The organism is Benzoatithermus flavus (genome assembly GCF_037908215.1).
Lineage (GTDB): Bacteria > Pseudomonadota > Alphaproteobacteria > Geminicoccales > Geminicoccaceae > Benzoatithermus > Benzoatithermus flavus.
In genome coordinates, this window is sequence record NZ_JBBLZC010000012.1 from 40,812 (window position 1) to 53,664 (window position 12,853).

The window sequence follows — 12,853 nt, forward strand, 5'->3', positions numbered from 1 at the left end:
GCCCATGCCCGGCTCGGTGGCCGCAGCGCTCCTGGAGCAGCTAGGCCAAAGGGTCCGCCACCCGATCGACACGCCGCTCCTCGTCGTCGTGGCCCATCCCGACGACGAGGTGATCGGCCTGGGCACGCGGCTGCCGCATCTCCGCCGAGCGCACATCGTCTACGTCACCGACGGCGCGCCGCGCGACGACCGGGATCAGAAGCGGCTCGGCTTCGCCACGCGCGAGGCTTATGCCGAGGCAAGGGCGCTGGAGGCCGATGCGGGCCTCGCCCTGGTCGGCATCGGGCCGGATCACGTCTATCGGCTGAACCTGATCGATCAGGAAGCCGTGCATCACGTGAGCGAGCTCACCCACGCCGTGGCCGGGCTGATCCGCGATCTGCGGCCTGCGGTCGTCGTGACCCATGCCTACGAGGGCGGCCATCCCGATCACGACGCGACGGCGCTCGCCGTCCATCTGAGCTGCCGGCTCCTGCGTGACGCCAGCCTCCCCGCACCCTCGCTGCTCGAGTTCGCCGGCTACCACGATCCCGACGGCTCGGGCCGGCTGGAAGTACTCGAGTTCCTGCCGGGCAGCCGTGCGCGCGTCGTCACGGCCGAGCTCGATGCGGCGGAGCAGGAATTCAAGCGCCGCCTCGTCGCCTGCCACGCCACCCAGGCCGAGCTGCTGCGGCAGTTTCCGCTCGACCGCGAGCGGTTCCGCGCAGCGCCTTCTTATGACTTCCTGGCGCCGCCCCATCCCTGGCGCCCGTTCTACGAGCGCTTCGTGACCGGGCTCGACGGCGCCAGCTGGCGTGCCATCGCGGCCGAGGCGCTGGCGCGCTTCGGCATGGAAGGGCGGCTCTGATGCTGACCGTGCTCGGCGTCGCCTACCCGCTGGCGCCGGTGAGCCGCGACGCCGTGGGCGGGGCCGAGCAGGTGCTGGCCCAGCTCGACGCGGCGCTGGTGCGGCGGGGCCATCGCTCGATCGTGGTCGCCTGCGGAGGCTCGCGGGTCGAAGGTGTTCTGGTCGCGACGCCGCGCCGGGACGGTATCCTGGACGATGCCGCCCGCACCGCCGCCCATGCGGCGCATCGCGAGGCGATCGCCGCGGCGCTGGCGCGCTGGCCGGTCGATCTCGTCCATCTGCACGGGATCGACTTCCACGCCTACCTGCCGCCGCCGGGTGTTCCCGCGCTCGTGACCCTGCATCTGCCGCTCGCCTGGTACCCGCCGGAAGCGCTGCACCCGCAGCGGCCGGACACCTGGCTCCATGCCGTTTCGGCCGCCCAACGGCAGGGAGCGCCGGGTGATCTCGTGCTCCTGCCCGACATCCCGAACGGTGTCGCGATCGACGAGCTGGCGGCACGCCATGCCAGGCGCGGCTTCGCGTTGGCGCTCGGGCGGATCTGCCCCGAGAAGGGCTTCCACATCGCCCTCGCTGCCGCGAAGACCGCGGGCGTGGGTCTGCTGCTCGGTGGGCAGGTCTACCGCTACGAGGCGCACGAGCGCTATTTCCGCGACGAGATCGCGCCACGCCTCGACCGCTGGCGCCGCTTCCTCGGGCCTTTGGACTTCGCGCGCAAGCGGCGTCTGCTCACGGCGGCACGCTGCCTTCTCGTTCCGAGCCTCGTCGCCGAGACCGGCTCGCTCGTCGCCATGGAGGCGCTCGCTTGCGGCACGCCGGTGATCGCGTTCCCGAACGGTGCCCTGACCGAGGTGATCGAGCACGGGGTCACGGGCTTTCTCGTCCGGGACGGGCAGGAGATGGCCGAGGCGATCGGGGCGGCGGGGCGGATCGATCCGGAAGCCTGCCGCCGGGCGGCCCGGGAGCGGTTCTCGGCGGAGCGGACGGTGGCGCGCTATCTCGCCGTCTACGAGGACCTCGTCCGCCGGCGCAGCCATGCCGCCTGAGATCGAGGCGATCGCGACCACGGCCGGTCTCGAGGCCTTGCGGCCGGAATGGCTCGAGCTCTGGGCGAGCATGCCGGCGGCCACACCCTTCCAGTCGCCGGCCTGGCTGATCCCGTGGTGGCATGTCTTCGGCACGGGCGAGCTGATCGCCCTGGCCCTGCGCCGCCGCGGGCGGCTCGTGGGCCTGGTGCCGCTCTACGTCCATCCCGACGGACGGCATCGCAAGCTCCTGCCGCTCGGGATCGGCATCAGCGACCATCTCGACCCGCTGCTCTCGGCCGACCATGCGCCCGTGGTGCTCGCCTGGCTCGCCGGCCACGATCACCGCTTCGACTGGATCGACCTCGAGGATCAAGGTGCCGGCTCGCCGCTCCTCGCCGCACCGGCCCCGGCGGGCTGGGAGAGCGCGATTCATCCTTGCGAGCCCTGTCCGGTGCTGCCTCTGCCGGTTTCCCTTCGGGATCTGTGCCGCTCCGTGCCGCGCCTCGCGAAGCTGCCCTATTACCGGCGCCGGGCCGAGCGTCTGGGCGAGGTCACGATCGAGCCGGCTTCCCCGGCGAACCTCGCGGAGCTTCTGGATGCGCTTTTCCGGCTGCACGGGAAGCGCTGGCAGGAACGGGGCGAGCCCGGCGTTCTGGCCGATCCTTCCGTCCGGGCCTTCCATCGCGAGGCGGCGGCAGCGCTGCTGGAGCTCGGGCTTCTGCGCAGCTTCGCCTTGCGGATCGGCGGCCGCATCGTCGCCGTTCTCCACGGCTTCGCCGACCGCAAACGCTTCTACGCCTATCTCGCCGGCTACGACCCGGGCCTGCCGCATCCCGGTCTGGGTGCCATGATGATCGGGCTCGCGATTCAGCGGGCAGCGGAGGAGAGGCTCGCCGCGTTCGATTTCCTGCGCGGCCGCGAGCCCTACAAATATGACTGGGGTGCGGTGGACCGGCCGGCTCACGGGCGGCGGCTGCGGCCTTTGCGGAAGTGAAAGGCCCGCCCGTCCCACGTCGCGAGGTCGGCCGTGCCGTTGCAGAGGACGCCGAAGCCCGTCTCGTCCGCGAGCGCTTGCGCCTCGGCGCGCTCGTGCCGGAGGTCGCCGGCGTAGGAGAGGTTGAAGAGCAGGAGATCCCCGCCTTCCCGCAGCACGCGATGGCATTCCCGAACGTGCGCGGCCACGAGCGCGCGGCCGCCGGCCCGGTAGAGATAGGGGAAGGAATCGACGGCGATCACCGCATCGAACGCGGCATCGCCGAACGGCTGCAGGTCCCGGCCCGAGGTTTGCAGCAGGCGCACATTGGCGAGGCCGGCGCAGCGGCGGCGGGCTTCTGCGATCATCGCGGCCGAGACGTCGATGCCGGTGACGGCCGCCACCCGTCCCGCGAGCGCCCGCTCGAACCGTCCGATGCCGCAGCCGAGATCGAGCACGTGCCGATCGGGTGCCACGACCCCGATCCGCTCCATGTGGGCCACGGCCTCCTCGGTCGCCTCGGCCAGGAGCAGAGGATCGCCCAGGGAATAGAGCGCTACGCTGGCCTCGGGGCTGATGCCGGCGGCCCAGTCGAACAGCCGCCGGCAGCGCTCGATCCCCTCCTCGGGCGAGGCGGGCTCGCCGGCAGCCGCATCGGCGCCGGCGAGAATGGCGGCCGCGCGCTCGCTGCCCTCGCCGTGCTGCTCCAGGAGATGCCGGAGCCGCCGCGCCACAGACGCCAGCCCGGGCGCTGTCGCCCCCAGGTTCGCGAGGGCGGTCCGCGACGCTTCGACCGTCCGATGCCGGAGCAGAAGCTGCGCCAGCGCCACGCCGGGAGAGATCTCCCCCCGCACCACCCTGTCCACGATCTCTCTCGTCGCCCCGCGAGCCATGCCGGATCGACCCTCGTCCCTTGGGCCCGAATCAGGAACCCTCCGGGAATGTAGATGTTCCTTCTCGCAACGTTCGCGAAAAACGCCGGCTTTGCCGATCGTTAGCCACGGATCGCGAGCAGCGGGGCAGTTGGAGGTGGAGAGCATGGCCGAACGCAAGGTGAGGGTCGCGATCGCCGGCGTGGGCAACTGCGCTTCGGCCCTGATCCAGGGAGTGACGTTCTACCGGGATGCGGACGAGAGCGCCGCCGTTCCGGGCCTGATGCACGTCGCTCTCGGCGGCTACCATGTCCGCGACATCGAGTTCGTGGCCGCCTTCGATGTCGTCGCCGGCAAGGTCGGCAAGGATCTCGCGGAAGCCATTGCGGCTGCGCCCAACAATACCTGCCGCTTCGCCGCCGTGCCGGCCACCGGCGTCGAGGTGCGGCGCGGGCCGACGCTCGACGGGCTCGGACGATACCTGAAGAACGTCGTGACCGAAGCCCCCGAGGCCGTGGACGACGTGGCGCGCAGCTTGCGCGATGCCGGGGCCGACGTGCTCGTCTGCTACCTGCCCGTGGGCTCGCAGGAAGCAGCTTCCTGGTATGCCGAGCAGGCGCTGAAAGCCGGTTGCGGCTTCGTCAACTGCATGCCCGTCTTCATCGCTTCGCGCGCGGAGTGGCGCCGCCGGTTCGAGGAGCGGCGGCTGCCCATCGTCGGCGACGACATCAAGTCCCAGGTGGGTGCCACCATCGTCCACCGGATGCTGGCCAACCTGTTCCGCGAACGCGGGGTGCGGCTGGATCGCACCTACCAGCTCAACTTCGGCGGCAACACCGACTTCCTCAACATGCTCGAGCGCGACCGGCTGGAATCGAAGAAGATCTCGAAGACCCAGGCCGTGACCAGTCAGCTCGACCACGATCTGCCGGCGGGCGACGTGCACGTGGGGCCGAGCGACTACGTGCCCTGGCTCACCGACCGGAAGTTCTGCCACATCCGCCTCGAAGGCACCGCCTTCGGCGAGGTGCCGCTCACCTGCGAGCTCAAGCTCGAGGTCTGGGATTCGCCGAACTCGGCCGGAGTCGTCATCGACGCCGTGCGCTGCGCCAAGCTGGCGCTGGACCGCGGCATCGGCGGGGCGCTCTACGGGCCTTCGAGCTACTTCATGAAGTCGCCGCCGCAGCAGTTCACCGATGCCGAGGCGCGGCGCCGGACCGAAGCGTTCATCCGCGGCGAAGCGTGACCGTCTTCTACCTCGTCCGCCACGCCGCCCATGCCCGGCAGGGCGAGAGCCTCGTCGGCCGGACGCCGGGGATCGGCCTCGGCGAGGCGGGACGGCAGCAGATCGCCTGGCTGCAGCGGCGTTTCGAAGGGCTCACGTTCGCTGCCGTCTGCTGCGGCCCGCTCGAGCGGGCGGTCCTGACCGCCGAGGCACTGGCGCCACAGGCGACGATCGCCCCCGAGCTCGACGAGGTCGATTACGGCGACTGGACCGGTCGCACCATCGCGGCGCTCGAGGGCGATCCGCTGTGGCAGGCCTGGAACGGCTTTCGCGCCGGGACCCGTATCCCGGGCGGCGAGACCATGCTGGAGGTGCAGCTTCGCGCCGTGCGCCTGATCGATCGCCTGCGCGAGGCGCATCCCGAAGGCCGCGTGCTCCTCGTGAGTCATGGCGACGTGATCCGGGCCGTTCTGCTCCACTATCTCGGTCTTTCGGCCGATCTGTTCGGCCGGATCGAGGTGGACCCGGGCTCGCTCTGCGTGCTCGCGGTCGAGCCCTGGGGTGCCCGGGTCCTGCGCCTCAACGAGGCCGCAGCGCTGCCCTGAGCCTCAGGGCGTCTGGTGGATGTGCACCTCGCGCTTGACGCCCGTGGGCCTGGTCAGCTCGTTCCACTTCGCCTGGGCCTCGAACATCGGCGCCATCGGCGGACGCGGCACGTTCCGGCCGGCACCCTTCTCGACGTCGAGCTGGCCGTCGCGCCAGACCACCTTGCCCCGGCTCAGCGTCACCTTGGGCACGCCCTGGACCGTGATGCCCTCGAACACGTTGACGTCGAGCTTGGAGTGGTGGGTCTTCTGGCTGATGGTCTGGGTGGCCTTGGGATCCCAGACCACGAGATCGGCATCCGCCCCTTGGACGATCGCCCCTTTCTGCGGATAGACGTTCAGGATCTTGGCGATGTTCGTGGAGGTCACGGCCACGAACTCTTCCGGCGTCAGCCGGCCGGCGTTGACGCCGAAATGCCAGACGATCTTGAGCCGCTCCTCGATCCCGCCGGTACCGTTCGGGATCTTGGTGAAGTTGTCGAGGCCGAGCCGCTTCTGCTCGAGCAGAAACGTGCAGTGGTCGGTCGCCACCACCTGGAGCTGGCCCGACATCAGCCCGGCCCAGAGCGCGTCCTGGTGCTCCTTCGAGCGGAAGGGCGGGCTCATCACGCGCGAGGCGGCGAAGTCCCAGTCCGGGTTGCGGTAGACGCTGTCGTCGAGACACAGATACTGCGCCAGCGGCTCGCCAAAGACGCGCTGCCCCTCGGCCCTGGCGCGCGCGATCGCTTCCACCGTCTCGCGGCAGGAGGTGTGCACGATGTAGAGCGGCACGCCGGTGATCTTGGCCAGCATGATGGCGCGGGTCACGGCCTCGGCCTCGACGTGCGGCGGGCGCGAGAGCGCGTGGCCCTCGGGGCCGGTGATGCCCTGCGCCAGGAGTGCCTGCTGCAGGCGGAACACCGCCTCGCCGTTCTCGGCATGGACGAGCGGCAGTGCCCCGAGCTCCCGGCAGCGCGAGAAGCTCTGGAACATGATCTCGTCGTCGACCATCAAGGCCCCTTTGTAGGCCATGAAGTGCTTGAAGCTGTTGACGCCGCGATCGAGACACTCCGCCATCTGCTGCGCCACCCGTTCCGACCACCAGGTGATCGAGACGTGGAAGCCGTAATCGGCGCAGGCCTTGCTCGCCCAGTCCGACCACTCGTCGAGCGCGTCGGTCAGGCTCTGCTGCGGCGAGGGGATGCACATGTCGACGATCATGGTGGTGCCGCCGGCCAAGGCCGAGGCGGTGCCGGAGTAGAAGTCCTCGATCGCCTTCGTGCCCATGAAGGGCATTTCCATGTGGGTGTGCGGGTCGATCCCGCCCGGGATCACGTAGGCGCCGCCGGCGTCGATGACCTCGGCACCCGTGGGCGCGTCGATCTTCTCGCCCACCGCCACGATCTTCCCGTCCGCGCACAACACGTCGGCGCGAAAGCTCCGGTCGGCGTTGACCACCGTCCCGCCACGCACGAGCACCGCTGCCATTCCTAGCCTCCTCCTGCAGTCCTTCGATCCGATGCGCCCAGCCTATCGCATCGTGACGGCCGGTCCACCGCCTCTGTCGTCGATCCGGCATGCCCGAGGCGCGGTGCGGAGCCGCTCTCGACCCGAAGCTTCGGAACGTAATCGTTGATCAACTTGAAATAGAATTCTATGGTTGCCTCCTCCCGCGAAGATACGCGGGCTCGAGGAATGGGGGATGGACGGGTCCGCCGGAGCAGCGGGGTGGTCCGCCTGCGACGGCGGCATGGAGCACCCGGACTGGTTCTGGTTCGCCGACGGCGAAGCAGGACCGACCCCTTCGGGGGCATCGTCGAGCGTACCCGATGACGGCGATCCGGCCGTTCTGCTCGACGCATGGGTGCGGGCCGTCTGGGACGAGCTCGCAGCCTACTTCATCGAAGGTCCGCCTCGGGATGCCGCTCCCTTCGATCGTTCCGAGGCCGAGAGACCGAGCACGCCCGAGTGGCTGGACGAGGTCTTCGACGACAGGCGATCGGCCGCGGAGCGGCAGGACGACGTCGATCGGATCGCCCGGCGTGCAGCCGCCAAGGCAGCCGCGCTGATCGAGCATCTCGACCTTCCGCACGCTCGGGATCGAGCCGCGGCGCAGGCATGGCTCAGCGAGCTGCTCACGGCCTTTCCGCACGGCGCCAGCCACGCCGCGATCGTTCGGCTCGTACATCGGGGCTGCTCCTTGCAACGGCTGCAGGACACCGCCGCGCTCAAGCGGGCCTGGAACGCCGAGCCCGGCCTCTGGCTCGCGCGCCGCCATCGTTCCGTCATTCTCATGAATCATCGTGCCGGACCGAGCAGCCTGAGCTGGCGCGCCGCAGCCGGCCTCGTCGAGACGCTCGAGCCCGAGGAGGTCCTCGACCGCTTGCGCTCGACCTGGCGCGAGGCCTGGCTGGCGCTGGCAGCGGACGAGCCCGGCTATCGCAGCCTGATCGAGTTCGCGCTGCTGCAGGCCGACGCAGACGGCAGCCGGGCGTTGCACGACGGGCTCGCCCAGGCCTGGCGCATGGCCGAGCCGGGCGAGCTCGCGGACGAGCGCGGCTGGCTCGCCCGGCTCGACGAGGATCTCCGGCGTGCCGTCGCCCCGGACGGCCGCTGCCGCACCCCCTTCGACGACGATCTCGTGATCTTCCACCGCTCCGGCGTGACGACGCGAGCCATGGAGGCGAAGCGATGAGGACCGACGTTCTGCTCCCGACCCTGGGCTGCTGGGTCCACGACGACCAGGGCCGCGTCGGCATGGCGCTGGAGGTGCGCGCCGAGGGCGAGCGCAGCCTCGTCCACTTCCGCTACGGCGCGCGCGACCTCGTATGGATCGAGGCGAAGGCGCTGCGCTCGGCGTTCGCGCCCGGAATGCAGGTCGAGCACGTGCCATCGAGCCCGGTGGCGCGGTCGCTGGGCCTGGGCGAGGTGCGCGCGACCCGCGTGCTCGCCGGCTGCGAGCAGGTCCTGGTGCAATTCCTCGAGCAGGGTACGTGCCGCTGGCTGCCCTACCAGACGCTGCGGCGGGTCAAGCCGGTCGAGGATCGTCTGCTGCGTGGCGAGGTCGGGACCTTCCCCGATCATGCCGAGCGCTTCCGGCTGCGCGTCCTGGCCCATGCGCTCGAGATCTGGGATCGGAACACGGGCGCTCTCGGCCGCCTCGACATCGATCCTCTGCCGCACCAGATCCGCCTCGCCCACAAGGTGCTGACCTCGGGCAACCCGAACTGGCTGATCGCCGACGATGTCGGCCTCGGCAAGACGATCGAGGTCGGGCTGATCCTGCACGGCCTGGCACGACGCAACCGAGCGCGGCGGGTGCTGATCGTCTGCCCCGCACCCTTGGTGCGGCAATGGCAGGACGAGATGCGGCTCAAGTTCGGGCAGCATTACGAGATCTACGGGCGAGACTTCCAGGTGCCCGAGCCGAGCTACTGGCGGCTGCACGACAAGGTGATCGTTTCCTTGGATCTCGCCAAGCGCGACAAGGTGAGAGGAGACTTGTGCGCCGCCGGTGGCTGGGACGTCGTGATCTTCGACGAGGCGCACCGGCTCGGACGCGACGACAATGGCGAGTGCACCCAGCGCCACCGGCTGGCCCAGGAGCTGCGGCGGCAGACGCCTGCCATGCTGCTGCTGACCGCGACCCCGCACCAGGGCAAGACGCCGCGCTTCGCGGCTCTCCTCAAGCTCGTCCGCCCCGAGCTGCGCCGGGCGTTCTCGACCCTCGAGGCCAATCCGGAGATCGTGGCGGAGGTGGTCTTGCGCAACCGCAAGACCAGGGTGACCGATGCCGCCGGAAAGCCCCTGTTCCACGGCCACGAGACGCATCGGATCGCGGTCGAGCCCGGCCCGGCCTCGCTCGCCTTCATGGACGAGCTGACGCGCTATCTCCGCCACGGCTACGCCGTCGGTGAAAGAGCGGGCGACCGTGGGCGTGCGATCGGCTTCATGATGACGACCTACCGCAAGCTCGCCTCGTCGAGCATCGCCGCCATCACGACGGCGCTCCTGGGCCGCTGGCAGCGGCTGCAGGCTGCCCAGCGCGCGAATGCCGCACCCGATCTCGAGACTCTGATCGAGGCGAGCGAGGCGACCCCGGACGGCCTCGCCGATCAGCCCGACCTCTTTGCAGGCGCAGCCTTCTTCGAGGGCGAGGCGGCACAGATCCTCCGGCTTCTCCGCCTGGCCGAGCCGATCTGGCCCCATGACGAGAAGCTCCGGGTGTTCATCGACCAGATCGCCGCACCCGTCTTCCGCTCCGGCCGCAAGCTGCTCGTCTTCACCGAGTATCGGGCGACGCAGACCTACCTCCGGGAGGCGCTGCTGCGCGCCCTGCCCGAGGCCGGCGAGGCGGTCCTGATCAACGGCACGATGAGCCTCGACGAGAAGCTCGCGAGCATCGAGCGCTTCACGGCCGACGCCGCGTTCCTGATCTCGACCGAGGCCGGCGGCGAGGGCCTGAACCTGCAGGAGCGCTGCCATGTCATGGCCAACTACGACCTGCCCTGGAACCCGTCGCGGCTCGTGCAGCGGATCGGGCGGCTCTACCGCTACGGCCAGAAGCACCGGGTGATCGTGTTCAACCTCCACACCCAGGACAGCTTCGACGCCAAGGCGCTCGGCCTGATGCTCGACCGGGTGCAGGTGATGGCGCGCGATCTCGCCGCGGTCGGCGCCGAGTTCCGCGAGGCGATGGAAGCCGAGATCCTGGGCGAGCTGCTCGAGAGCATCGAGATCGAGCCGATCCTGGAGCGGGCGATGAGGACACGGCCCGAGCTCGGCGCCGCCGAGATCGATCGCGCGCTCGAGGAGGCGCGGCAGGCCCGGTCGCTGCAGGACGAGCTGCTCTCGTTCGCGACCGGCTTCGACGGTTCCTCGTCTTCCGCCACGTTCGGCATCGACCGGCGCCATGTCGCGGCCTTCCTCGGCGCGATGCTGCCGAGGATCGGTGCCCGGAACGTCGAGCCCGTGCATCAGGGCCGTGCCTTGAGCTTCGAGCTCCCCGACGAGCTCGTCGGCGTCTTCCCCGAATTGGGGCGGCGCCGGTCGGTCACGATAGCGCTCGACCGCGATCTGGCTCGCCATCATCGCGAGATGCTACCAGTGGATCTCGACGGCAGCCTGTTCCGGCATCTGCTCGACACGGCCAAGGCACGCGCGTTCGACGGGCTCTATGCCGCAGCGCGTGCCGGCCGGATCCCGGCCTGGGTCGCGGTGCACCATCTGCGTTGGCAGAACGAGCGGGGCGAGCTGCTCGAGGATGAACTCGTCGCGAGCTGCTGCGAGGCCGGTGGCGAGAGCGGCCGGCCGCTCTCGCCCGAAGAGCTCGGCAGCCTGCTGCTGATGCCGCTCGAGAGCGCGACGCCGACGGCTTCGGCGCCACGAATGGAGGTCGACACCGCCTTGCGGCAGGCGTTCGAAACGACGGTAGCGCGGGTCACGACCTGGCATCGTCAGCCCGCGTCGGCGTTCCTGCTCGCCGCCGCCGAGGCCGGGAGCGAGGGCGCCCCCTGACCCGAGGGCGGCACCACCTTCAGATCATATAGTCGCCGCCGTTGGGGTTGATGGTGGCGCCGATGAAGTAGGAGCCCTCGTCGGAAGCCAGGAGGAGGGCCGCCGGCGCGATCTCGTGGACCTCGCCGAAGCGGCCGATCGGCAGCTCCTTCTTCTTCATCTCGAGCCAGCTCTGCGGCAGGGAGCGCAGGAGCGGCGTGTTGATCGGGCCGGGGTTGATGCAGTTCACCGTGATTCCGTCGCGCGCGACCTCGTAGGCCAGGGACTTCGTGAAACCCATGATCCCGGCCTTGGCGGCGCAGTAGTGCGCCATGGTCGGGCCGCCCTTGTGCGCGAGCTGGGAGGAGAGATTGATGATCCGCCCCCAGCCCTTCTTCCTCATGCCCGACAGCACCTCGCGCGTGCACAGGAACGTGCCGCGCAGGTGCACGGCGATCATCCGGTCGAACATCTCGGTGGACATGGTCTCGACCGGGCTGGTCGTGTCCATGCCGGCGTTGTTGACCAGGATGTCGATGGTACCCAGCTCGCGCGTGATCGCCTGGAACGCCGCCTTGACGGCGGTCTCGTCGGCGACGTCGGCCGCGGCACCCGCGGTCTTGACGCCGTGTCGCGCCAGTTCCTCGGCCGTGGCCTCGGTCTTGCCGGCATCGAGGTCGATCACGCCGATATTGGCCCCTTCCTGCGCGAACAGCCCGGCGATGGCGCGGCCGATGCCGCTGCACGCACCGGTGACGACCGCGGTCTTGCCGCTCAGCTTGCCCATGTCCCCCTCTCTCGGCCCGTGGCCGGCGTCAGGATGCGCTCGGCCTCGATCTGGAAACGCTCGAAATAGTCCATCGTCTGCGCAACCGCCGCCACGTCCTGGTGCCGCCAGCAGCGGACACGGTGGCCCGGTGCCACCGGATCGGCCGGCGGCATGTCGCTGCAGCGCGGAATCGCGAGCGGGCAGCGGCCCTCGAGCGGGCAGCCCGTCGGCAGGTCGATCGGGCTCGGGATCTCGCCCTCGAGCCGGATCGTGCTCTCGCGCCGCAGCGCGGGGTTCGGCAGGAGCACCGACGCGAGCAGGCCCACGGAGTAGGGATGGCGCGGCTGCGCGAACAGCTCGGCCGCCGGCCCCTCCTCGACGATCGAGCCCAAGTACAGCACGGCGACGCGGTGGCTGAGGTAGCGCACCGTGCTGAGGTCGTGCGAGATGAAGAGGTAGGCCGTGCCCAGCTCCTTCTGCAGCCGGATCAGAAGGTCGATGATCTCGGCGCGAGCGCTGGGATCCAGAGCCGAGGTCGGCTCGTCGAGCACAATGAGCTCGGGATCGGAGACGATGGCACGCGCGATGCCGATCCTCTGCTGCAGACCCATGCTGAGCTCGGCCGGATAGCGGTCGAGCAGGCGTTCCGGCAGGCCGACCCGCCGGGCGGCGAGGCGCACGGCCTGCTCGCGCTCGGCCCGGTTCCTGCCCAAGGCGACGAGCGGCTCGCCGATCGTCTCGCCGACGACGATGCGCGGATCGAGCGATTCGGCGGGCTCCTGGAAGACGAGCTGCATCCGGCCGCGCAAAGAGGGCGAGCGCACGGTGCGTCGGCCGCCCATGGGCTCGCCCTTGAAGCGGATGACACCGCCCGTGGGCCGGATCAGGCCGAGCACGCAGCGGCCGATCGTGGTCTTGCCGGAGCCGGACTCGCCCACCAGCGCCAGGGTCTCGCCGGCCGCGACCGTGAAGTCGACCCCGTTCACGGCCTGGACGACCTTGCCGTGGCCGATCGGGAAATGCTGGACCAGGCCTTCGACCTCGAGCAGGGCGGTCATG

Annotated in this window: 11 protein-coding genes; 7 read left to right on the forward strand and 4 right to left on the reverse strand. The window is 70.2% G+C overall.

Annotated features, from left to right (window positions below):
- Positions 1 to 4: 4 nt before the first annotated feature.
- From U1T56_RS13100 to U1T56_RS13110, 3 genes are read left to right on the forward strand one after another with little or no spacing between them, the layout of a single operon-like run.
- Positions 5 to 847 carry a PIG-L deacetylase family protein gene (locus U1T56_RS13100; protein ID WP_418159930.1) on the forward strand — a complete coding sequence of 281 codons (843 nt, stop codon included), beginning with the start codon at positions 5 to 7 and terminating at the stop codon, positions 845 to 847.
- Complete coding sequence (locus U1T56_RS13105; protein ID WP_418160030.1) at positions 844 to 1,893, forward strand: glycosyltransferase family 4 protein; 1,050 nt, start codon at positions 844 to 846, stop codon at positions 1,891 to 1,893. The genes U1T56_RS13100 and U1T56_RS13105 overlap by 4 nt, the downstream gene beginning before the upstream one ends.
- Positions 1,883 to 2,869, forward strand: coding sequence for a GNAT family N-acetyltransferase (locus U1T56_RS13110; protein WP_418159931.1), 987 nt, complete (start codon positions 1,883 to 1,885; stop codon positions 2,867 to 2,869). The genes U1T56_RS13105 and U1T56_RS13110 overlap by 11 nt, the downstream gene beginning before the upstream one ends.
- Here U1T56_RS13110 and U1T56_RS13115 read toward each other — a convergent pair.
- Positions 2,836 to 3,714 (reverse strand): class I SAM-dependent methyltransferase, encoded by an 879-nt coding sequence (locus U1T56_RS13115; protein ID WP_418159932.1) that lies wholly within the window; start codon positions 3,712 to 3,714, stop codon positions 2,836 to 2,838. The two genes, U1T56_RS13110 and U1T56_RS13115, sit on opposite strands and share 34 nt — an antisense overlap.
- Positions 3,715 to 3,886: 172 nt before the next feature.
- Here U1T56_RS13115 and U1T56_RS13120 point away from each other — a divergent pair, with 172 nt between their 5' ends.
- Positions 3,887 to 4,966 carry an inositol-3-phosphate synthase gene (locus U1T56_RS13120; RefSeq protein ID WP_418159933.1) on the forward strand — a complete coding sequence of 360 codons (1,080 nt, stop codon included), beginning with the start codon at positions 3,887 to 3,889 and terminating at the stop codon, positions 4,964 to 4,966.
- Entirely contained in the window at positions 4,963 to 5,550 is a 588-nt protein-coding gene (locus U1T56_RS13125; protein ID WP_418159934.1) for a histidine phosphatase family protein, read from the forward strand. The genes U1T56_RS13120 and U1T56_RS13125 overlap by 4 nt, the downstream gene beginning before the upstream one ends.
- A gap of 3 nt (positions 5,551 to 5,553) precedes the next feature.
- Here the strand turns inward: U1T56_RS13125 and hydA are convergent, their stop codons facing one another.
- Entirely contained in the window at positions 5,554 to 7,017 is a 1,464-nt protein-coding gene (hydA, locus tag U1T56_RS13130) for a dihydropyrimidinase (protein ID WP_418159935.1), read from the reverse strand.
- 214 nt (positions 7,018 to 7,231) lie between these two features.
- Here hydA and U1T56_RS13135 point away from each other — a divergent pair, with 214 nt between their 5' ends.
- Both U1T56_RS13135 and U1T56_RS13140 read left to right on the forward strand, forming a co-directional pair.
- Complete coding sequence (locus tag U1T56_RS13135; protein WP_418159936.1) at positions 7,232 to 8,224, forward strand: hypothetical protein; 993 nt, start codon at positions 7,232 to 7,234, stop codon at positions 8,222 to 8,224.
- A complete protein-coding gene (locus tag U1T56_RS13140) occupies positions 8,221 to 11,046 on the forward strand; it encodes a DEAD/DEAH box helicase (RefSeq protein WP_418159937.1) in 2,826 nt (941 codons plus the stop codon). The genes U1T56_RS13135 and U1T56_RS13140 overlap by 4 nt, the downstream gene beginning before the upstream one ends.
- A gap of 19 nt (positions 11,047 to 11,065) precedes the next feature.
- On the opposite strand, the gene U1T56_RS13145 is transcribed toward U1T56_RS13140, so the two are convergent.
- On the reverse strand, positions 11,066 to 11,812 hold the full coding sequence (locus U1T56_RS13145; RefSeq protein ID WP_418159938.1) for an SDR family NAD(P)-dependent oxidoreductase: 747 nt from the start codon (positions 11,810 to 11,812) through the stop codon (positions 11,066 to 11,068).
- Positions 11,800 to 12,852 carry an oligopeptide/dipeptide ABC transporter ATP-binding protein gene (locus tag U1T56_RS13150; protein ID WP_418159939.1) on the reverse strand — a complete coding sequence of 351 codons (1,053 nt, stop codon included), beginning with the start codon at positions 12,850 to 12,852 and terminating at the stop codon, positions 11,800 to 11,802. Before U1T56_RS13150 ends, U1T56_RS13145 begins: the two co-directional genes overlap by 13 nt.
- Position 12,853: the final 1 nt, after the last annotated feature.

What these genes read in the sequence shown, in the direction of transcription:
- U1T56_RS13100 (WP_418159930.1), top strand. Translation starts at nt 5, where the DNA reads ATGCCCGGCTCGGTGGCCGCAGCGCTCCTGGAGCAGCTAGGCCAAAGG.
- U1T56_RS13110 (WP_418159931.1), top strand. Translation starts at nt 1,883, where the DNA reads ATGCCGCCTGAGATCGAGGCGATCGCGACCACGGCCGGTCTCGAGGCC.
- U1T56_RS13120 (WP_418159933.1), top strand. Translation starts at nt 3,887, where the DNA reads ATGGCCGAACGCAAGGTGAGGGTCGCGATCGCCGGCGTGGGCAACTGC.
- hydA (WP_418159935.1), bottom strand. Translation starts at nt 7,017, where the DNA reads ATGGCAGCGGTGCTCGTGCGTGGCGGGACGGTGGTCAACGCCGACCGG.
- U1T56_RS13135 (WP_418159936.1), top strand. Translation starts at nt 7,232, where the DNA reads ATGGACGGGTCCGCCGGAGCAGCGGGGTGGTCCGCCTGCGACGGCGGC.
- U1T56_RS13140 (WP_418159937.1), top strand. Translation starts at nt 8,221, where the DNA reads ATGAGGACCGACGTTCTGCTCCCGACCCTGGGCTGCTGGGTCCACGAC.
- U1T56_RS13145 (WP_418159938.1), bottom strand. Translation starts at nt 11,812, where the DNA reads ATGGGCAAGCTGAGCGGCAAGACCGCGGTCGTCACCGGTGCGTGCAGC.
- U1T56_RS13150 (WP_418159939.1), bottom strand. Translation starts at nt 12,852, where the DNA reads ATGACCGCCCTGCTCGAGGTCGAAGGCCTGGTCCAGCATTTCCCGATC.